This window comes from Neobacillus driksii (assembly GCF_013409995.1).
Classification (GTDB): Bacteria; Bacillota; Bacilli; order Bacillales; family Cytobacillaceae; genus Neobacillus; species Neobacillus driksii.
Genome location: NZ_JACCBX010000004.1, coordinates 288582 through 308985 on the forward strand (window position 1 = coordinate 288582; position 20404 = coordinate 308985).

Below are 20404 nucleotides of genomic sequence, written 5' to 3' on the forward strand. Positions count from 1 at the left end.
CCCCTACTTAAACTTTTATATTAGTTATTAGTACTTGGTACTAATATTACACTATTTACTAAAAAATGAAAAGTACAGCATTTTTAGCATTTAGAATTCGAGTTCCCTTTTTAATTCATCCACATATTCTTTCGATCCAGTAACAATCAAACGATCTTTCAATAACAACTCAGTGTCACCATGAGGAACTATGGAATCCTTTCCTCGGAAAATCCGTACAAAAATGACATCACCTGTAAACGGGAACCTCCTTAATGTCATACCATCAAACTGTTCATTTTGCATTCTTATTTCATATAGTGAGGTTTCTTGATTTGTTAGGATGTTAATAACACTAGGAGTTTCGATTAAGGCCCGAAGTAAAGTTTTGGTTGACATGAAGGATGAGAAAACCTCAATATCCTTTTCTCTCAAGCTTTGCTCAAGTTCAGGACCTTCAATACGAGCGATTACCCTCGATACTCCCATTTCCTTCGCTTTTATCGCTAAATCTGCGTTTGTCTGTTCATTACCTGTAGAAAGAACAATGATTTCATTTAGAAAAATTTTATTTTTTTCGATCGTATCTAACGAATAATCAACGATCTCGACGATATCAAACAATGAATTTGAAGTCATTTTTTCAGATTTTTCCATTTTGGTATGATATAATACCGGTTCGTATAGACCCGACTTAAGTTCCCTTGATACAGGCAATGTTACTTGGTTTGCTCCTAAAAAGGCAATTCTTACTTTTTGGTGCGCCGAAGCTTCTAATGGGAATAATTTTTTAAAAGCAATCGGTGTAAAAATAGAAGTTATGACCGCAACAAGAATCAGTGTTCCACTCATCTCCGGAGTAATAACCTCCATACGCTCCCCAATGGTAGCTGCAGCAATTACTAAGGATAGAGTAGATGTAAGTAAAAAACCTGAAGCTAGTACAGTCTTGGTATCGTACCAGATCTTCAGTAAATAAACCGGGACAACCTTTGAAAGTAAAAGTCCTACTAATAATAATGGGATTAATAACAATAGCTTTTTATCTGCAAAAAGTGACCAAATATCTAGTTCCACACCAATCATTACAAAAAAGATTGGTATTAAGAAACCATAGCCGAAGGAATCTAGTTTATGGACCAGTTCTTGGTTTGGAGAAAGAAGAGAAACTAATACGCCGGCCAGGAATGCTCCTAGAATGTTTTCCGCCCCTACCGTTTCCGAGAGGCCTACCAACACGATAATGAGCATAAAAACCGCGCGAGTCCCTATTTGTACGGTCCCTTTTGACAACGACTCTAGTAAGGGACGATTCTTAAAGCGTTTGCCCACAAAATACAAAACAACTCCGGCTGCAAACAATATGAGTAACAGCCATGTATTCCCCTGTCCTGGGTCATAGATAGACACAAAGACAGCCAAGAGTATCATGGTCACTAAGTCCGCCACAACGGCCACCAATAAAATAATTTGACCTATATTTGTCTTCATGAGGTGTGCTTCCTTTAAGGTCGGAACCACGACTCCTAAAGAAATCGTTGATATAATGAGTGTCATTAAAAAGACATTTTCAATAAAACCAGCAAAAACAAACAAATAGGATAAACCTAATGAAAAGATAAATATTCCTGTAAAAATCATAGACGAGACCATGAAGGTATTTGGTTCTTTTTTACCACTAGGCAACGTGATAGGTTTCTTACTACCTCTAAAAGCAGTAAAATCAATCTCTAATCCACTAAGGAACATCAAGAAAATAAATCCTAGAGTAGAGAGTGTTGATAACCACATATCTTCGTGAACCACGTTAAAACCGCTTTTTCCAATCACAAGCCCCATAATGATTTCGGCGACCACCACAGGAATATAATTTAATCGAAACCTGTGGAGCAGAATAGGCGTTACAAAGGCAACTGTCACGACCACTAATAAAGAGATTACAGAAGCATGCTGTTCCATAAATCGTCCTCCTTCGTTTCTTTTATAAAAATCATCAAATCTACAAAAAATAAATATAAAGGGGGAATCATTTCAATGAAAATTGATATCATCGGTGATATACATGGGTGTTTACCCGAATTTGAAGCCTTAACAAAAAAATGCGGTTACGAATGGAAGGAAGGAATCCCTGTACACCCAGAAGACAGGCGCTTAGCCTTTGTTGGGGATTTAACGGACCGCGGTCCAGCTTCCTTAAAAATTGCAGAAATAGTCTGGCGGCTTGTAATCGAACAGAAACAGGCATTTTATACGCCAGGGAACCATTGCAATAAGCTTTATCGGTACTTCATTGGGAATAAGGTCCAGGAAACACATGGACTTGAAACGACTGTAGCAGAATACAAGTCATTAGCTAAAAAAGATCAGCAGTCCATTCGAAATAAATTTGTCGACCTTTACGAAAAATCACCACTTCATTTAATATTAGATCAAAAAAAGTTAGTAATTGCACACGCTGGGATAAAAGAAGAATTTATCGGAAAAACAAATTCTAAAGTAAAGACCTTTGTCCTTTATGGAGATATAACGGGTGAAAAACATCCTGACGGTTCCCCAGTTAGAAGAGATTGGGCGAAACACTACACAGGTAAAGCAATTATCGTATATGGGCATACCCCAGTAAAAGAACCAAGAGTAATCAATAATACATATAATATTGATACTGGAGCTGTTTTTGGCGGTAAGTTAACTGCGCTTCGTTATCCCGAGTTGGAAATCGTTTCTGTAGATTCTACTATGCCATATATCAAAGAGAAGTTTAAAGACTTTGATTAAAAATAGGGAAAATAATCCTAAGGACATCGACAAATTTCCTAGGAAATCATCAAAAAATGCAAAAGGCTGGCCTATTAAAGGGCAGCCTTTATTATTTCATCCATATCTAAAGGAAGTGGTGCAGTGAAGGTCATTTCCCTGCCGTTAAAAGGGTGCATAAAGTGGATTTTTTTACAATGCAGTGCCTGTCGCTCAATAAGTATAAGATTTCCCCCATATAAGTCATCTCCCAGTAAGGGATGACCAATAAATGACATATGAACCCGAATTTGATGAGTTCTGCCAGTCTCCAGTTGCAGCTCTAAATGAGTGAAATCTTTATACCTCTTTAACACATTGTAATGGGTGCAGGCATATTGTCCATCATTACGGACTTCTCTCTCTATTATACTGTCAGTCTTCCTGCCGATTGGTTCTTCAATCGAGCCCATTTCAAGCTTTAAACTACCCTGAGCAAATGCTTCATACGTTCTTTTAACATGACCGTTTTGCTGCTGCTTACTGAATAAATGATGGACATGCCTATGTTTTGCAATTAAAACAATCCCTGAGGTATCCCGGTCTAAACGAGTAACAATATGAGAGGTAGCCCTAATACCTATTTCTTCGTAATACCCTACCAAGGCATTTGCCAAACTTCCACTAGGATGTTCCCTAGATGGAATCGTACTCATCCCCGCTCGTTTATTAACTACTAGGATAAATGGATCTTCAAAAAGGATCGCTAATTTGATTTTTTCCCCGATAACGCCTTCGCTTGGGTTTTCAGGAGGAAAAATTACGGTCACAATATCATCTGCTTTTAACAAATAGCGGACATTCACTTCTATGTTATTAACCAGAATCTTACCGCCTTTGAATTTTATATCGGTTAGAGCAATCCTAGATATTTCCTTTTCTTTCAGGAACTCCTTGATCATTCGACCCTCATGTTCTTCATTAATAGTCCACTGCAATTCAAAATTTGGTTTCACGTGGCGTCCTCCGCATGATAATTAGTCTGAATCTGATATAAAGGAGTCATGAACCCTCTTCCAGAAAGGAAATGGCCGGAAACGTGCAAAACGAATTTTTTCATCTGGCACCCTAAATTGAATCGATTTTACATCTTTATGAAGTAAAGTTAGATGATCAACAGTTACCTGAAAATCCAGTCGATTAACTGGTTTTAACATACAAGTATGATGGGACGGCAGAATGAGCGGTGAACCGACTGTTCGAAAGACACGGTTATTAATCGAAGCCATCTCCGCAACCTGCAATGCGGATATTGAAGGATGGATAATCGCCCCGCCAAGTGCTTTATTATATGCGGTACTGCCGGAGGGTGTGGAAACACATAAACCATCACCCCGGAAGCGTTCAAAGTGCTGACCGCGGATTTCGACATCCATAACCAATGTGCCCTCGACACTTTTTACGGTTGATTCGTTAAGCGCCAGATATCGAGATTCCTTTCCAGCATGCTGATAACGAATAATGACCTCTATTAAAGGATATTCAACAACCTGATAGGGAGTTTTGGCAATGGCAATCACAAGTTTTTCGATTTCATCAGGTGTCCAGTCTGCATAAAAGCCAAGATGGCCTGTATGTATTCCGACAAAAGCAGTTTTATCCAAGCGGCTGCTGTAACGGTGAAAAGCATATAGAAGTGTCCCATCTCCGCCAATCGAAACGACAATATCCGGTTGATCCTCATCGTATATAAGATCAAAATCGAGTAAATAAGTACGCATTTTATGCATTAAGATATTCGATTTTTGATCCCCTTTGGATGTAATCGCAAATTTCATAAATGTTTTCTCCTTGTACTGAAATGCTTACTCTTATCAGCTTTTCTCTTCCTGCTTAAACTCCTTATTTCTTGTAAAAAATGCTTGTGCCTCTTGAATCTCACCACGAATCAAGGACATTTCCTCATCAAGACGAAACGCCGCCTCTGCAGCACTTTGCAGTCTCATTTTAATATCTGCAGGGAAAATTCCTTTGTATTTATAATTTAACGTGTGTTCTATTGTCGCCCAGAAGTTCATTGCCAATGTTCTGATTTGAATTTCAGCCAATATCTTCTTTTCTCCATGTATCGTTTGTACAGGATAACGGATCACAACATGGTAAGAACGATATCCGCTCGTTTTTTTATGTGATATATAATCCCTTTCCTCGACGATTTCAAGGTCATTTCGGTTCCTTAATAACCTGACAACATAGTGAATATCATCGACAAATTGACACATGATACGCATACCGGCAATGTCCTGCATTTCCTCTTCCAATTTATCTAGTGGAATACCTTTTTGATTTGCCTTATCAAGGATACTTGCAATCGGCTTGACTCGACCGGTGACAAATTCAATCGGTGAATGGCTGGAGTCTAACTCAAATTGTCCTCTCATGCCCTTTAATTTTATTTTCAGCTCTGATACTGCTTGTTTATATGGAGCTAAGAATTGGTCCCAATGCTTCATAATTCCACCTCAATAACAAACTATAATATTTTTAAAATATCCCTTCTACTTTTGTGACCATCTCTTCACCATAATTACTATTTCCTCTTATGTTGTTGATAACTTCAACTAATTCCTCATTAAAGTTAGTTAACTCCAATTCTTCCTTATCAAAGTGAATCCAAACTGGAATTTGTTTTGTTATTGTCTCCTTTAATAATGGCCAAATGGGTTCAGGAATCTCGATATATGTATAACCCTCTTGATTCTCCATTAAATAAACAAAGGAAAATTGCTTAGAATCAACAAGAATTTGGTCTGTTTGGGTTAACCCAGTGATTGACCCGGTTGCTTGTAATCGTAACTTATTATTTGAAATGTTCGCCGTGCTAATTAGTATTCTTTTATTCATTATTATTACCTCCAACATTTACCCTACTATTTTAGCATAATCTATCCATTTCTCCCAAGAATTGCGGTTTGGTCAAATGCTAAGATAAAATAAAAGGACGAAAAGAAAGGAATGGGCTAAGGATGTCAGAGACAATTGAAATAGAATTTAAAAACCTGCTTACAAAAGTGGGGTATGAAAAACTGCTTAATGCATTTAACGTAAAGGATGAACAAATCATCAGCCAAACAAATCATTATTTTGACACACCGGATTTTACATTAAAGGATTTAGGTTCAGCTTTAAGGATCAGGGAAAAAAATGATCACTATGAAATGACATTAAAGCAGCCGGCTGACATTGGTCTGTTAGAAACCACACAAACTTTATCTAAAAATGAATTCCTGGCTGCGATCAATACTGGAATACTCCCTAAGGGAATTATTCAGGAGCGTTTGGAACAATTAAATATACTGTTTACGGATTTAGAATATTTCGGCTCTCTCACAACTAAAAGGGCTGAATTTCCATACAACGAAGGGCTCCTCGTATTAGACCATAGCCTATATCTAAATACGGAAGACTTCGAGATTGAATACGAAGTGCTGGATTTTCGACGTGGTCAGGTTGCATTCAAAGAGCTGCTCGAACAATATAATATACCGATACGAATAACCCCAAATAAGATTGCTCGGTTTTATCAGCAAAAAATATAAGCGGTTTATTTGAGATATGAAAAATGCATTGATAAAATAATAATACAAACATATTTAAAGGAGTTGTCAACATGTATGAGAAAAAGCCTACTCCATATGAAGCCCTTGGCGAAGATACCTTACACCGCCTAGTGGATACTTTTTATGGTCTAGTTGCACAACATCCTGATCTTGCACCTATCTTTCCAAATGAATTTTCCGAAATTGCCCGTAAACAAAAGCAATTTTTAACACAATATTTGGGGGGACCGCACGTTTATACAGAAGAGCATGGTCATCCGATGATGCGTGCACGTCATTTGCCTTTTCCCATTACTCCTACCCGTGCAAAAGCATGGTTATCTTGCATGAAACAAGCGATGGACAAGACTGGATTAGAGGGTCCAATAAGGGATGAATTTTATTCTAGGCTCTATCTTACTGCACAACACATGATTAATAAACCAGATGACAGCGAGATAACAGGTGAAGATTCGTGAGTAACCCTTGGTTCACTTCAAAGCAGCAAGTCTACAATTACGATAAGAAACCACTTGAAATATATATGTTTATCGATCCTTTATGCCCAGAGTGTTGGGCACTCGAGCCAATCTTAAAAAAACTGCACATTGAATATGGCCGCTATTTTTCCATTAAACACGTTTTAAGTGGGCGTATCGCAAATTTAAATGTTAGCAAAAAGAAAAATTATGAAGTAATTGCAGAATTATGGGAAAAGACAGCTAGCAGATCGGGAATGTCCTGTGATGGGAGCCTTTGGTTAGAAAACCCTGTAGCTTCCCCGTACATTGCTTCTGTTGCAATTAAGGCAGCAGAGCTGCAAGGCAGACGAGCGGGTATTCGGTTTCTTCGCAAGGTGCAAGAAAAACTCTTTATTGATAAACAAAACATCTCCCATTTTGATGTATTAAAAACTTGTGCAAAGAGTGCAGGGTTAGATGTAGAGGAATTCATTTCTGATTTCCATTCTGAAAGTTCGGCGAAAGCATTTCAGTGTGATTTAAAAATCACTACTGAAATGGAGGTACAAGAAATTCCCACCCTTGTATTTTTTAACGAGAATGTAGAAGACGAAGGAATTAAAATTACAGGTTCTTACCCGTATGAAGTCTATGTGCAAATTCTTGAAGAAATGCTTTCTGAACAGCCAGTAAAAAATCCGCCGCCGCCATTAGAGACATTTTTGAAATATTTTAAACTAGTGGCCTCAAAGGAAATTGCAGTCGTTTATAACATGTCTATTTCTCAGGTTGAACGGGAAATGAAAAAATTGTTATTACTCCAAAAGGTTGAACAGCTTCCAGCAAAATACGGGACTTTTTGGCGATATGTTGAAGAATAGTAACTATTTCCTAAACATAAAAAGACCTTGCAGCTATAACTGCAAGGCCTTTTTCTATTAATACGAACAAAGGGGATGGGAGAAATTTTTCACGGTCAAACAAAGGGGTATATGTTTGTTGTGATTAACTTCACGTAAAGAATATACCATGTGATCGACCCCGTTGACAATGTGTTTGTGCGTTATTTCACATAATTGTCAAAATATCATATTTTATAATTTTGGACAATACACTATAGTAACTCCAAAAATAAGGTGGCATTTCCCATGTTTAATTTACCTGTTATTCTTATGATTTTGTTTATTTTTTTCGGATTTTCTCTCCATATCCTTGCGTTAATGAAGGTGTTTCCTTTGATCATTAGTATTCCACTTTTTTTTATTGCCATTTTTATGTTTCTTTTTTACCTGAATGATAGAAAAAGATTTAAAGGATTTTAAAGGGAGAGTACCTTTCGATACTCCCCCTTTAGCTTGTTATGATAATAACTGTTCTAATTCATTGAGTTTCTCTTCAAATACTTTACATGCGTCTCTAATTGGGTCGGCGCTTGTCATGTCTACTCCCGCCTTTTTTAGTACTTCAATTGGGTAATCAGAGCTTCCAGCGCTTAAGAAATCGATATAGCGTTTAACCGCTGGCTCGCCTTCCTCTAGTATCTGCTTGCTTAACGCGGTTGCTGCACTAAAGCCGGTTGCATATTGATATACATAATAGTTGTAATAGAAATGTGGAATTCTAGCCCATTCTAAGCCGATTTCCTCATCGATAACGATATCTTCTTCACCAAAATACTTCTTATTCAGAGCATAGTATTCACTCGTTAATGAATCCGCTGTTAAAGCTTCATTATTTTGAGCTTTTTGATGAATGAGATGTTCATACTCTGCAAACATCGTTTGACGGAAAACAGTACCTCTGAAGCCTTCTAAATAATGATTTAACAAATAGATTCTTTTTTGCTCATCGTCAATGGTTTTTAATAAATAATCATTTAATAATGCTTCGTTACAAGTTGAGGCAACTTCCGCAACAAAAATAGAATAGTTTCCATAAGGATACGGCTGATTTTTTCTTGTATAGTAGCTATGGACGGAATGGCCAAATTCATGAGCCAATGTAAATAAGTTATTTACATTATCCTGCCAATTCATAAGAATATATGGATTTGTTCCATAGGCTCCAGAAGAATAAGCTCCGCTGCGCTTTCCTTTATTTTCGTGTACATCTACCCAGCGGTTCTCAAAACCTTCTTTTAAAATTCGGGAATATTCTTCGCCTAGTGGAGCAAGCCCATTTATTACAAGCTCTTCTGCCTGTTTATAAGGTATTTCCATTTTGACATCTTTTACAAGAGGAGTGTAAAGATCGTACATATGCAGTTCGTCTACTCCTAAAACTTTTTTACGGAGTTTCACGTAACGGTGCAATAGGTGTAAGTGATCATTTACCGTGTTTACTAAATTATCATACACGCTTTCAGGAATATTATTGGCAGATAGTGCTGCATGCCTGGCAGAATCATATTTTCTGATTCTTGCATTAAAATTATCCTTTTTCACATTGCCGCTGATTGTACTTGCAAAGGTATTGCGGAAATTTCCATACGTGTCGTAAACTGCTTTGAAAGCATCACGGCGCACCCTTTGGTCGGCACTTTCGAGAAAACGGATATATCGGCCGTGGGTAATCTCAACTTCTTCACCATTTTCATCTTTTACAGAAGGGAATTTTAAATCTGCATTATTTAACATCCCGAAGGTATTGCTGGAGGCATCCATTACCTCACTAGCTTCTGCTAATAACGCTTCCATCTCTCCGGACAAAACGTGCGGTCTCTGAAGATTAATCTCTTCGATTGCATGCTCATAAAGCTTTAATTCAGTTTTTTCATTTAAAAATCCCTTAACTTTACTTTCCTCTAACGAAAGAATTTCAGGAACAATAAATGCCAATTGACTACCAGCTTGTGAATATAAATTTTTCATCCTGTCATCTAATCCTTGGTAAAAGGAGTTCGTTGTATCCTGGTCATAACGCATATGGGCGTATGTATAAAGCTTGCCGATTCTTTCAAGCAGCTTATCCTGAAATTGAAGAGCATTATAAAGAGTGTCGGCACTCTCCCCAAGTTTCCCTTCAAACTCTTTGATTCCTGATATTTGACTTTTGACGTCTTGAAATTCATTTTCCCATTCTTTATCGCTAGCGAAGATATCTTCCAATCTCCATGTCTCTTCAACAGGAATTTCACTTCTTGAAGGCAACGCCTTTACTGCAGCTTCGTTTGCCATAAACATCCTCCATTCAAAAAATATTCGGATCACGAAAAATGTTAACCCTGTTAATTATTCTCCTTTTTTCATGTTATTTCCTTTAATTTTTTGTTTTACCCAATATATTATGCCCTAAAGTTATATTTCATTTATATTTTTGCAAGGAGGAACTTATTTTTTTGACAAAATTCATTCCTCCGTTCTTCCTTTTCCCGATTAGATTTTGGGATGAAAATACTAGTTTCGAGTTGAAAAACAGTTTCGCTTTTTCTCACGAGTATACCCAGTCTCTCAAGCTGTTGAAAATAATCCTTCACTGCATTAAATGATCTTTCACTTGGAAGTTGAGGTATATTCCTGTTGATAATCTCTTTTTTGATTAATCTCTTATTGTAATGTTTTTCAACTTCATTTAAGTCTATTAGGTCTTTCGGCATTTTATCCTGCAAAACATCTAAGTACAAATAGGTTTGCCAAATAATTGAAGGTGTTTGAATGAATAGGGAATGGCTGACTGGTAGACCAATTTCTGGAGGAAGTAAATATATGTTGAGGTTATGCCTATAGATTTCGCGAAGAAATCGATTTAGGTCGGGACTCGGATGGAGTGACAAGTTAAATGTGAATTTCTCCATTTCCATTGACCATTTAGCAAGGCTGAAATGATTGATTATTTTGGGTGATAGAATTTCTTCAATTCCTGTTTTTTGAATAGAATGATGGGTGATGTTTGCAAGTGCATTTTTTATTGAATAAGGATAGATCGAACTGAGGATTTTAAATTGTTTTTCTTCGGGGCAATAAGAAGGAAGTATCAAATGGTTGTCCTTTGTTTCTCTGAAAAAGAAATAATCGAAGTTCGACAAGGAAAAGACATTACTTCTTTTGGCTTTCAAATGTTTACTGCCCATGATCCAGAGAGGAATGTAATTCTGTTCGTAATATGCGGTTGTTCGCTTGATAAATATTTCTTCTGAAATCGGCGAACACTGGTATTCCATAGCGTATTTGATTCCATCGAAGTGGAATACGATATCAGGGCGCTGATTTATTTTAGCATCATAATATTCTAATGCTACAGGGATTCCTTGTCTTTCAAGCCACTGATAAAGTTGAAGTTTTCCTTTCATATGATAAACCGTTTCACCTTCATAAAAATCCCTACACACAGTACCGCCTCGATGGGCAAAATGGTAAATTCGTTGATTCCCCAATTTAAGAGAGACCCGCTCCCCACAAGCTGGACAAAAAAACTCCTCATTGTTGCGGATAATCATCAGTGTTTCTTTCTTATATTCCGTGCCTAAGCTAAATATTGTTCCTGATTTCGTTTGTGCCGTCAGCAATGGTTCTCTACCTCCTTTTATTTCTAAATTTCGTGTTTCCTTATAGAAAATCCTTTTTTATATAAAAAGAAAACCCGCCATTATGACGAGTTTGTGAACTTAAAGCAACGGTGATAGTAACCTTGCAGTAGACTCAATTAACCGTAAGCCAATATGTCTTTTCCTAAAAGAGGTTAAATCAAGCTGTTTCGCATATTCAAGATCATTAATATACTCCGCTACTAGTTTTTGAGTACTTTTGGTTCGAAATAAAAAGGCATTTACCTCAAAATTTAAATGAAAACTACGCATATCCATATTTGAGGTTCCAATAGAAGCAAGCTCATGGTCGACAATTACAATTTTACTATGCATAAACCCCCGTTCATATTCATAGACCTTTACACCAGCTTCCAAAAGCTCAGGGAAATAAGATCTTGAAGCATGAAACACAATTCTTTTATCAGGGCGGTTAGGAACAAGTAATCTTACATCTATGCCACTAAGTGCTGCCACTTTTAACGCTGAAAAGATATCTTCATCAGGGATAAAGTATGGTGAGGCTATCCAAACAGATACCTTTGCCGACGTAATCATCGAGAAAAAGATATTCTTAATAACACTCCATTCATTGTCGGGACCGCCGGCGATTAATTGAACGCCTCCATGATTTTTCTCATCGATCTGCGGTGACAAATATTCGGCTGTTAAAAAGCTGTGGTTCGTCATGTAATACCAATCTTGTAAAAAGATTAACTGCAGCGACCTTACAGCTTCTCCTCGTAACATTAAGTGGGTGTCACGCCAAAAGCCATATGTATCATTTCTTCCTAAGTATTCATCTCCAATATTTAGCCCGCCTACAAATCCAATCATCCCATCAATAACAATTATTTTCCGGTGGTTTCTGAAATTAAATTTATTATTTAAAAATGGCAGCTTAACAGGGCCGAAACATACTGTTTCTATTCCAGCGTTTTTCAGGTCATCAATATACTTTTTAGATAATTTCCAAGAACCTACTGCGTCATATAAAAAGCGGACTTTAACCCCTTGTGCAGCCTGATTAATTAAAATCTCTTTAATTTCTTGTCCAATCCTGTCATCCCGGACAATGTAATATTCAATATGGATATGATGCCTGGCTTTATTCAATTGCTCAAGAATGTGATGAAAGGTTTCCTCCCCGTTTGTTAGCACCTTCGTAGCTGTATCAAAGGAAATCGGACTGTTACCCAATTTTTGCGCCAAAGTAAATAGTCTTGCCTGGTGTTCGGCCATCAATCCAAGTTTTTCTTCACTGCGCGGGTCATTTTCACCCTCCACTGTCAAAAATGCTTGTTTATCAAGAAAGTATTTCTTCCGATACATTTTCTCCTTACGATAATTCCTTCCGAAAAGCAAATAAAAAAAGAAACCCACTAATGGAAAGCTCCCTAATACAACCAACCAAGTTATCGTTTGGGTCGGGTGTCGATTCTCTAAAAAAATAACGAAGCCAATAAAAATAACAGATAACGTTATTAAAAGGCTCAGAAAACCAAATATTCCACCCTGTAAATATTCCCTAAAGAAAAACATAAGCATGGATAGAACCAGTAAAAACAATACAACCCTTACTGTGTTTTTCAGTCTCATCACCCTCAAAGAGAAATTAAACCCTATGTAAAAAATACCGATTTCAATAATCGAAATCGGTACGTTTATTTAAAATGTTTTCTTATTTCAGCAAAAACATTCTCAGAAATAATCTTTTTACCATATTCCTGAATTCGATGGATGGTTAATTGAGTTTCATATCCATATTCGAGCAGGATACTTAGAATATCATCGATTTCGTCCTCTTCAAACAAATCTTCAGGAAACTCAGTAAATAAATAATATTTATTATTATAGTTGTACAACACTGTGATTAAATCATCAAGTCCGCCCCGATTTGACAACATAATAACATCTTCAAAATCTTTGAAGGCAATTAAAAATTCTAAAGACTCTTCTTCAAGTAAAAGGTCATCATCATCACGGTGGTCAGGATTAAAATGGTGATCCAAGATATCTTCAATATTGCCATCAACAGGTAGATCTTTTAATTTTTCATTTGGTATTGGCAGCTCAAACTTTTGTCCATCCTTTGATACCTGTGCTTTGGTTACAAGAATTTCTAACCCTTTCTCTAACGCCTGCACTTGAATCCACAGCGGACCTTCGACAACGAACTCTTCCTCTTGATGAACTTCATCCATCATTTCCCAGAAAAGCTCCTCACTTCGCTCCCGATTGTACCAAATTTCTTCGCGATCAAAACCACGTTCTTCTATATCACCATAAGAGATGTAAAACTTTACTGTATTCTCATTAATTCGTTCGATTTCCATCGTTACCTCTCCCTTCCGTTTCCTTATTGAAGGGACAAAATACCCCCAGCAGACAATGCTTTTCAGCAATTACCTTAGTAGAAAGGATCAATTATTGTAATGTAAAAAAGAATATAATCCTTGTACTTTCATTTTATGACAAAAGTGTTAAATTGGGAAATAAATTTACCTGTAATTGCAAAAACCATTAATTTGCCTATTAATTAGATATTCCTTACATTGTAACAAAATGACAGCGAAATCTCAAACCAAAAGAGGTGCAAAAAAAGCCTTCAGTTTGAAGGCTTTGTCTTATTAGTTTAATTTACCATACGCTGAGCTTCTCTTAATTGGAAGGTACGAACTCTTCTCGGTAGAAATCTCCGAATTTCGTCTTCGTTATATCCAACCTGCAGTCGCTTTTCATCGATAATAATTGGCCGGCGTAATAATCCAGGATTTGCTTTAATTAATTCAAATAAATCCTGCAGCGGCATAGTATCCAAATTAACATCTAATTTTTGAAAAGTCTTTGATCTTGTCGAGATAATCTCATCTGTACCATCCTCAGTCATACGGAGAATTTCTTTAATTTCTTCGATTGATAATGGCTCAGAAAAAATATTTCGTTCAGTATATGGAATTTCATGTTCTTCTAACCATGATTTTGCTTTCCGGCATGATGTACAACTTGGTGAAGTGTATAATGTTACCATTCGTCTCCACACTCCTCTTTTAATTACTATCCAATTCTATAGTAAATCTATCAAAAATTATGTTTCTTGATTAAAATTATTATAAATAAGTAATTTATATCATTAATTATACACCACTGTTTCTAAAAAAGGTATCCCTTTTTCAAAATTTATTGAATGTCAAACTATTAGCCTATTTTTTCTTTTCATTATATTAGACGAATAACAATCGAAAAAGTTTCATCCTTTATATACCCGGAGAATTCTCAATTAAACCTCATTCAGTGAAAACGCATTCATTTTTTTGTGCACATTTAATCTTTTTATTGCTTTACCTCTTTCAATACTTCTCAAGTTCTTTTAAAATATAAATAAGGGGAAATAAACAATACAAACAGTTGATTATAACTTTTACTGGATATGGAGGGATTTTCATGGCTGGCTACATAGCTGATTTATCTATGGTTGCCATATTAATTATTGGAATTACTGCATTTATGGGTGTAATGACAAACGGTTTCGGAGAAAAGGTTTTCGGAGGAAAAAAACGCTCAGAATTCGTTGACCAAAGCGCAAGATTCCAAACAGGCTGGAAAAGCATTGGCGGGAAGAAGAAGTAATTCTTCGCTGACTTGATTCCCAATTTACATTTAATTATAATAAGAATAAATCAATTATTAGCTTAGCGATGATAAAGAGTAGTACGTATTTTTAACCGATTCAGAGAGTTTGTGGTTGGTGAGAACAAACACGGAAAAATACCGAATGGACTTTTGAGCTTCTTTCTGAACATCTTAATGAGTAATAGGAAAAGACGTTTTACCTTGCGTTAAAAGGTTACCAGACTATCCATTCTTGATAGCTCTGGACTCGAGTGACTCGTTTTGAGTAATTTAGGGTGGTACCGCGAACCATTCGTCCCTATCGTTTTTGGGGACGAATGGTTTTTTTATTTATATATATATTTAGGAGGATTTCGGTCATGAAAACAATTTTTTCAGGAATTCAGCCAAGTGGCACCATTACACTTGGAAACTATATTGGGGCAATGATGCAATTTGTTGAACTTCAAAATGATTATAATTGCTACTTTTGCATCGTGGACCAACATGCAATAACGGTCCCACAGGATCGATTAGAGTTAAGAAAAAATATCCGTAGTTTAGCGGCACTATACCTAGCGGTTGGAATTGACCCTGAGAAAGCAACCTTGTTTATCCAGTCGGAAGTTCCGGCACATGCCCAAGCTGGATGGATGATGCAATGTATTTCATATATAGGCGAATTGGAAAGAATGACCCAATTTAAGGATAAGTCAGCTGGTAAGGACGCGGTCTCCGCAAGTTTATTAACCTACCCGCCATTAATGGCCGCAGACATTCTTTTATACAATACTAATCTTGTTCCGGTTGGAGAAGACCAGAAGCAGCATATGGAATTAACGCGTGATTTAGCTGAAAGATTTAATAAAAAATATGGGGAGGTTTTAACCATCCCAGATATCCGCATTCCTGAAGTCGGCGCACGGATAATGTCGTTACAAGAGCCTACAAAGAAAATGAGTAAATCTGATCCAAACAATAAAGCTTTTATTACACCTTTAGATGATCCAAAACAAATTGTTAAGAAAATAAAAAGTGCGGTTACAGATTCTGAGGGGATTGTTAAATTCGACAAAATTAACAAACCTGGAATCTCTAACTTGCTATCCATCTATTCCATTCTCGGTAACAAAACCATTCCAGAGCTTGAAGAAATGTATCATGGCAAAGGATATGGCGACTTCAAAGGCGATTTAGCACAAGTAATCGTAAATGTCTTTGAGCCGATTCAAGAGAAATATAATAACCTAATGGAATCAACAGAACTAGACAGAATCCTAGACGAAGGCGCAGAAAAAGCAAACCAAGTAGCAAGCAAAACCCTCAAGAAAATGGAAAATGCGATGGGATTAGGCAGAAAAAGACGCTAAAAAAAAGCTGGTCATGAAAGATTTTTTATCTTTCTGACCAGCTTTTTTAATTTACTTTCGGTCCGTGCTCCATTTCCCATAGCTTTTCAAAAAATGGCTGACCTTTTATTAGATTCTCACAAAATGTTTCATGCCGTTTAGACCAGCCGTATTTCGTTTCCTCAAACAGCTGCTCCCAAGCTTTCTCAAAATTCAATTCCTGAATCGCCGAGTATCGCTCTGGACACCATTCTGTGAACCAATAACGCACTTCTGCTTCATTCTTAGATGTATGTAATTGATCAAGGGCCATAAACAACAACTGTTTTAGCTGACGCTCTTTTCTTGTTAACCCTGTCATTAATTCAGGCTCAGGTGATAAAATATGAAAATCCTTATCCACTGAATTCTGTTGAAAATGATATTTTTTTGCATCGTGATTGGCAATCATTTCGTAGACAAGCTGTTCCTGTCTCGGTATGAGCCTGCTCTTTCTAATGGGTATTGAATATCCAATTGTATCAACTGCTAATATACCAACCCCATCTGTAACCACAAAGCAATACTCAAGCTGCACTCTTTCATGGTTTTTTCTTAAATATGCCTTTTGGAAAATATCATCTAGAAGCTGTTGAGGTAATTCTGAAAGATCGTTCTCAATATAATTAAAGAGAATCGGTTCTACTTTTAACAGAGGAGCTTGGTCTAACAGCTCTACACCGTCATCTTTGCGCCATTCATGAAAGTGGCACACATTATATCCGTTTTCTTCACCTTCAAACCAATTTACCCAAACATCATGAAGATACAACATTGTACAACCCCTCACTTCAAGAAACTGTTTGTCAATCAGTATGGGCAGACATAAGTTAATTTATTCCTTAAGAACCAAATACTCTTTGCCTGGTGAACAAAAAAAAGCCTATTTTTTTCGGCCTTTTTTTGTATAGTTACGTTCAGTTTGTAAATACGTCTTTGCAGGAAGTGTAAAGGAAAGTTTTGTAGAATAATGATTCTGGCGATAATAATCTTCAACAATTTTAAAGCCAGCAGCATATCCAAGTAACTTTGGAATTCTTCCTGCTCCATACAACAGGTCATCATGTTTCCTCTCATTCTTTTTTATGTTTAAGTTCCCTTCTAAAAATTTTCCCCAATAATCATCAAGTTCTGCTCCTGAATACATCCTACACCAATCCGCTAAATAGTTTCTCCCACAATGAACTAAAACAGAGTATTCTGCGAGCCCTTCAATAATAATTGAATCCAGTAATGTATAATCACTAAATTTTTTAGTTTCTTTATTTAACCTGCAAATGTGGTGGTATTCATGTACAAATAGTGCCTCTAACTCTGGTGAAGTTATTTTGTCGGAAAGAAATAAAAACATTTTATCTGGATAGGAAACCCCACCCTTTAATTTATCTTCTTGTCTAAAAAAAAGGCTTCTATTTTGTTCAATTGGAAACAGGTAGATTGGTACATCTGGTCCTCCCCATTTCTTTTTATATTCCTGAAAAATATCTTCCACTTCTTCCCAAATCATGTTTTCCTTCATCGAATTAAAAATTTCCTCGGTCCTCCGAGAGGCTCTGTACATCCCGAAATTAGTCAATTGATTATAGACTTTTGAAGGACTTTGCCCATTGAAAACAGGGAGCAGTTTTTCACATATTTTTATTGGACGGTCAAACTCCTCCTCTAGCCACTTATCCGTTCGAATGATGCCCATTTCCTCACTCCATACCATTCTTTTTTTTACATTTTATGAATGATATGAAAAGTGGTTCGGGGTGGTTGTCCTATAAATACAAAAAAGCCGACCAGGAATGTTCCTGGTCAAGCTGCTTATTTTTCATATTTTTTGAAGACGATTGTTGCATTGTGGCCGCCAAAGCCTAAAGAATTACTCATTGCTGCTTTAATTTCTTTTTGACGCGCCTTATTTGGTACATAATCTAAATCACATTCTGGGTCTGCCGTTACATAATTAATGGTTGGTGGCAGGATGCTGTCTTTCATCGCAAGTACCGTAAAGATTGCCTCAACACCGCCTGCTGCTCCAAGAAGATGACCAGTCATTGATTTAGTTGAACTGATTGCCAGCTTGTATGCATGAACCCCAAAAACTTCTTTCACTGCCAACGTCTCAAATTTATCATTATACTCTGTACTAGTTCCATGAGCATTGATATAATCAATCTCTTCAATATTTAGTCCCGCGTCGTTAATGGCCATGTTCATCGCGCGCGCTCCGCCTTCACCACCAGGGGCTGGTGCTGTTATATGATACGCATCCCCTGTTGCGCCATAGCCAACAATCTCCGCATATATTTTCGCACCGCGTGCTAATGCATGCTCTAATTCTTCGAGAACAATAATACCCGCACCCTCACCGATAACGAAGCCATCACGATTTTTATCAAATGGTCTGCTAGCACTCGCAGGATCTGGATTTGTCGATAGAGCTGTATTCGCACAGAAGCCAGCAACCGACATTTTTGTAATCGGTGCTTCTGCTCCACCTGTAATCATCGCGTCAGCATCACCACGCTGAATGACTTTAAAGGCGTCTCCGATTGAGTTCGTTCCTGTTGCACATGCCGTTACGGTACAAGAATTAAATCCTTTTGCACCTAGTCTAATCGAGACTTGACCAGTTGCCATATCAGGAATCAGCATTGGTACAAAGAATGGACTTACTCTCTTATAACCTCTTTTTTGAAATATTTCATATTGTTCTTCAAAAGTTTCCATTCCGCCAATACCGGAACCAATCCAGACTCCAATACGGTCTGCATTTTCATCTGTAATTGTTAACTTTGCATCTTCAACAGCCATTAATGCTGAAGCGACCGCATACTGAGTAAAACGGTCCATCTTTCTCGCATCTTTTCTATCCATAATGGATTCAGGATTAAAGTCATTAATCTGTGCGGCAACTTTTGCAGGATACTCTTCCGCATTCACTCGTGTTAGAGGACCGATCCCAGATTTCCCTTCAATAATCCCTTTCCATGTTGTTTCAACATCTAATCCAAGCGGGGTAACCGCTCCTAAACCTGTAACCACAACCCTGCGCTTATCCATATAAGACATCTCCTTTAATACACTTCATTGTATATATAACTAATTCCCTTTATTTACCCCATCTAATCGCAATGGCGCCCCACGTTAATCCGCCGCCAAAACCTACCATAACAATAAGATCATCGTCTTTTATTTTTCCAGCCTCTATCTCCTCAACAATTGAAATCGGTATAGATGCCGCTGAAGTGTTTCCGTATTTATGAACGGTCTTAGACATTTTTTCTACAGGAAGCTCAAGCCTTTGTCTAGAAGCCTCCATAATACGGATATTCGCTTGATGAGGTATTAGGAAATCTACATCTTCTTTTGTGAGCCCAGCTTTTTCGAGTACATTAATACAGCTTTCACCCATCTGGCGAACTGCAAATTTAAAGACTTCCCGTCCATTCATGATAATATACTCATCTTGATATAAATGCTTAGCACCCGTTCCATCTGCACCCAATTCAAACGAAAGAATTCCTCTACCTTCAGAAACCTCTCCAACGATAACGGCACCAGCACCGTCTCCAAATAGTACAGCAGTGTTCCGATCATTCCAGTCGGTTATCTTGGAAAGTTTTTCAACCCCCACTACTAGAACATGCTTATAAGCTCCTGATTCTACAAACTGCTTTCCGGTAATAATACCGTACATAAAACCTGCACAGGCGGCACTAACATCCATTGCTGCTGCTTTTTTAGCACCTAAACGTTCTTGAAGCATACAAGCAACAGATGGGAATGGCTGATCTGGTGTTACAGTGGCAACCAAAATTAAATCGATATCCTCAGGTGTGATTCCGGCATCTTGTATCGCTTTTTGAGCAGCAGCAAACCCCATATCAGAGGTGTTAGTGTTATCATCTGCGATACGGCGTTCTTCAATGCCTGTTCGTGTTCGAATCCATTCATCTGATGTATCCATTATTTTTTCTAAGTCTGCATTCGTAACAATCTTTTCTGGCAAATACCTTCCAATTCCAACAATTCCAGCGTTCAAGGAATCATCCCCTTATATAAATAAAATTTATTATCAATTATTATGACTTGGTACTAATTTTATCAAACAAAAGTATA

General features: G+C 37.2%; 20 protein-coding genes and 1 other annotated feature. Of the genes, 6 read left to right on the forward strand and 14 right to left on the reverse strand.

Going from position 1 to position 20404, the window contains the following annotated elements; translation table 11 throughout:
* Nucleotides 1–90: 90 nt before the first annotated feature.
* Entirely contained in the window at nt 91–1938 is a 1848-nt protein-coding gene (locus F4694_RS10770; protein WP_179597679.1) for a monovalent cation:proton antiporter family protein, read from the reverse strand.
* Between the two features lie 75 nt (nt 1939–2013).
* Here F4694_RS10770 and prpE point away from each other — a divergent pair, with 75 nt between their 5' ends.
* Complete coding sequence (prpE, locus tag F4694_RS10775) at nt 2014–2754, forward strand: bis(5'-nucleosyl)-tetraphosphatase PrpE (RefSeq protein ID WP_179597681.1); 741 nt, start codon at nt 2014–2016, stop codon at nt 2752–2754.
* 74 nt (nt 2755–2828) lie between these two features.
* Here the strand turns inward: prpE and F4694_RS10780 are convergent, their stop codons facing one another.
* The 4 genes from F4694_RS10780 to F4694_RS10795 are packed head-to-tail and all read right to left on the reverse strand — an operon-like array spanning nt 2829 to nt 5616.
* Nucleotides 2829–3728 (reverse strand): RluA family pseudouridine synthase, encoded by a 900-nt coding sequence (locus F4694_RS10780; protein WP_308806327.1) that lies wholly within the window; start codon nt 3726–3728, stop codon nt 2829–2831.
* A 21-nt stretch (nt 3729–3749) separates the two neighbouring features.
* Nucleotides 3750–4550, reverse strand: coding sequence for an NAD kinase (locus tag F4694_RS10785; protein WP_179597683.1), 801 nt, complete (start codon nt 4548–4550; stop codon nt 3750–3752).
* Between the two features lie 36 nt (nt 4551–4586).
* Nucleotides 4587–5225, reverse strand: coding sequence for a GTP pyrophosphokinase (locus F4694_RS10790; RefSeq protein ID WP_179597685.1), 639 nt, complete (start codon nt 5223–5225; stop codon nt 4587–4589).
* 31 nt (nt 5226–5256) lie between these two features.
* A complete protein-coding gene (locus F4694_RS10795; protein WP_179597687.1) occupies nt 5257–5616 on the reverse strand; it encodes a UPF0738 family protein in 360 nt (119 codons plus the stop codon).
* A gap of 122 nt (nt 5617–5738) precedes the next feature.
* Here F4694_RS10795 and F4694_RS10800 point away from each other — a divergent pair, with 122 nt between their 5' ends.
* The 3 genes from F4694_RS10800 to F4694_RS10810 all read left to right on the forward strand — a co-directional run bounded on the left by F4694_RS10800 (nt 5739) and on the right by F4694_RS10810 (nt 7653).
* Complete coding sequence (locus F4694_RS10800) at nt 5739–6311, forward strand: CYTH domain-containing protein (RefSeq protein WP_179597689.1); 573 nt, start codon at nt 5739–5741, stop codon at nt 6309–6311.
* Between the two features lie 71 nt (nt 6312–6382).
* A complete protein-coding gene (locus F4694_RS10805; RefSeq protein ID WP_179597691.1) occupies nt 6383–6790 on the forward strand; it encodes a globin domain-containing protein in 408 nt (135 codons plus the stop codon).
* On the forward strand, nt 6787–7653 hold the full coding sequence (locus F4694_RS10810; RefSeq protein WP_308806328.1) for a ClpXP adapter SpxH family protein: 867 nt from the start codon (nt 6787–6789) through the stop codon (nt 7651–7653). Before F4694_RS10805 ends, F4694_RS10810 begins: the two co-directional genes overlap by 4 nt.
* 477 nt (nt 7654–8130) lie before the next feature.
* Here the strand turns inward: F4694_RS10810 and pepF are convergent, their stop codons facing one another.
* The 5 genes from pepF to spxA all read right to left on the reverse strand — a co-directional run bounded on the left by pepF (nt 8131) and on the right by spxA (nt 14325).
* Nucleotides 8131–9948 carry an oligoendopeptidase F gene (gene pepF / locus F4694_RS10815; protein WP_179597693.1) on the reverse strand — a complete coding sequence of 606 codons (1818 nt, stop codon included), beginning with the start codon at nt 9946–9948 and terminating at the stop codon, nt 8131–8133.
* A 131-nt stretch (nt 9949–10079) separates the two neighbouring features.
* Nucleotides 10080–11276 carry a competence protein CoiA gene (locus F4694_RS10820; protein ID WP_179597696.1) on the reverse strand — a complete coding sequence of 399 codons (1197 nt, stop codon included), beginning with the start codon at nt 11274–11276 and terminating at the stop codon, nt 10080–10082.
* Between the two features lie 99 nt (nt 11277–11375).
* Nucleotides 11376–12887, reverse strand: a complete 1512-nt coding sequence (gene cls, locus F4694_RS10825) for a cardiolipin synthase (RefSeq protein WP_179598132.1) — start codon at nt 12885–12887, stop codon at nt 11376–11378.
* Nucleotides 12888–12958: 71 nt separating this feature from the next.
* The gene (gene mecA / locus F4694_RS10830; protein WP_179597698.1) at nt 12959–13630 is read right to left on the reverse strand and encodes an adaptor protein MecA; all 672 of its coding nucleotides are present in this window, start codon (nt 13628–13630) and stop codon (nt 12959–12961) included.
* A gap of 299 nt (nt 13631–13929) precedes the next feature.
* Nucleotides 13930–14325: a transcriptional regulator SpxA gene (gene spxA / locus F4694_RS10835; protein ID WP_045519743.1), complete on the reverse strand. Its 396-nt coding sequence runs from the start codon at nt 14323–14325 to the stop codon at nt 13930–13932.
* Nucleotides 14326–14738: 413 nt separating this feature from the next.
* Here spxA and F4694_RS10840 point away from each other — a divergent pair, with 413 nt between their 5' ends.
* Together F4694_RS10840 and trpS are read left to right on the forward strand one after the other, a co-directional pair.
* Complete coding sequence (locus F4694_RS10840; protein WP_179597701.1) at nt 14739–14924, forward strand: hypothetical protein; 186 nt, start codon at nt 14739–14741, stop codon at nt 14922–14924.
* 59 nt (nt 14925–14983) lie between these two features.
* Nucleotides 14984–15230, forward strand: a binding site (T-box leader).
* 56 nt (nt 15231–15286) lie between these two features.
* Nucleotides 15287–16276, forward strand: coding sequence for a tryptophan--tRNA ligase (gene trpS / locus F4694_RS10845; RefSeq protein WP_179597703.1), 990 nt, complete (start codon nt 15287–15289; stop codon nt 16274–16276).
* 46 nt (nt 16277–16322) lie between these two features.
* On the opposite strand, the gene F4694_RS10850 is transcribed toward trpS, so the two are convergent.
* The 4 genes from F4694_RS10850 to F4694_RS10865 form a co-directional block, all read right to left on the reverse strand.
* Nucleotides 16323–17069, reverse strand: coding sequence for a YjbA family protein (locus F4694_RS10850; RefSeq protein WP_179597705.1), 747 nt, complete (start codon nt 17067–17069; stop codon nt 16323–16325).
* 108 nt (nt 17070–17177) lie between these two features.
* Complete coding sequence (locus F4694_RS10855; RefSeq protein WP_179597707.1) at nt 17178–17987, reverse strand: DUF2268 domain-containing putative Zn-dependent protease; 810 nt, start codon at nt 17985–17987, stop codon at nt 17178–17180.
* Between the two features lie 116 nt (nt 17988–18103).
* Nucleotides 18104–19345, reverse strand: a complete 1242-nt coding sequence (gene fabF / locus F4694_RS10860; protein WP_179597710.1) for a beta-ketoacyl-ACP synthase II — start codon at nt 19343–19345, stop codon at nt 18104–18106.
* Nucleotides 19346–19394: 49 nt separating this feature from the next.
* Nucleotides 19395–20327 (reverse strand): beta-ketoacyl-ACP synthase III, encoded by a 933-nt coding sequence (locus F4694_RS10865; RefSeq protein WP_179597712.1) that lies wholly within the window; start codon nt 20325–20327, stop codon nt 19395–19397.
* Nucleotides 20328–20404: the final 77 nt, after the last annotated feature.

Excerpts from the sequence above, each read along its gene's own strand:
- mecA (WP_179597698.1), bottom strand. The coding sequence starts at position 13,630 with ATGGAAATCGAACGAATTAATGAGAATACAGTAAAGTTTTACATCTCT.
- trpS (WP_179597703.1), top strand. The coding sequence starts at position 15,287 with ATGAAAACAATTTTTTCAGGAATTCAGCCAAGTGGCACCATTACACTT.
- F4694_RS10770 (WP_179597679.1), bottom strand. The coding sequence starts at position 1,938 with ATGGAACAGCATGCTTCTGTAATCTCTTTATTAGTGGTCGTGACAGTT.
- spxA (WP_045519743.1), bottom strand. The coding sequence starts at position 14,325 with ATGGTAACATTATACACTTCACCAAGTTGTACATCATGCCGGAAAGCA.
- F4694_RS10790 (WP_179597685.1), bottom strand. The coding sequence starts at position 5,225 with ATGAAGCATTGGGACCAATTCTTAGCTCCATATAAACAAGCAGTATCA.
- F4694_RS10850 (WP_179597705.1), bottom strand. The coding sequence starts at position 17,069 with ATGTTGTATCTTCATGATGTTTGGGTAAATTGGTTTGAAGGTGAAGAA.
- pepF (WP_179597693.1), bottom strand. The coding sequence starts at position 9,948 with ATGGCAAACGAAGCTGCAGTAAAGGCGTTGCCTTCAAGAAGTGAAATT.
- prpE (WP_179597681.1), top strand. The coding sequence starts at position 2,014 with ATGAAAATTGATATCATCGGTGATATACATGGGTGTTTACCCGAATTT.
- F4694_RS10785 (WP_179597683.1), bottom strand. The coding sequence starts at position 4,550 with ATGAAATTTGCGATTACATCCAAAGGGGATCAAAAATCGAATATCTTA.
- F4694_RS10855 (WP_179597707.1), bottom strand. The coding sequence starts at position 17,987 with ATGGGCATCATTCGAACGGATAAGTGGCTAGAGGAGGAGTTTGACCGT.
- F4694_RS10795 (WP_179597687.1), bottom strand. The coding sequence starts at position 5,616 with ATGAATAAAAGAATACTAATTAGCACGGCGAACATTTCAAATAATAAG.
- F4694_RS10805 (WP_179597691.1), top strand. The coding sequence starts at position 6,383 with ATGTATGAGAAAAAGCCTACTCCATATGAAGCCCTTGGCGAAGATACC.
- fabF (WP_179597710.1), bottom strand. The coding sequence starts at position 19,345 with ATGGATAAGCGCAGGGTTGTGGTTACAGGTTTAGGAGCGGTTACCCCG.
- F4694_RS10840 (WP_179597701.1), top strand. The coding sequence starts at position 14,739 with ATGGCTGGCTACATAGCTGATTTATCTATGGTTGCCATATTAATTATT.
- F4694_RS10800 (WP_179597689.1), top strand. The coding sequence starts at position 5,739 with ATGTCAGAGACAATTGAAATAGAATTTAAAAACCTGCTTACAAAAGTG.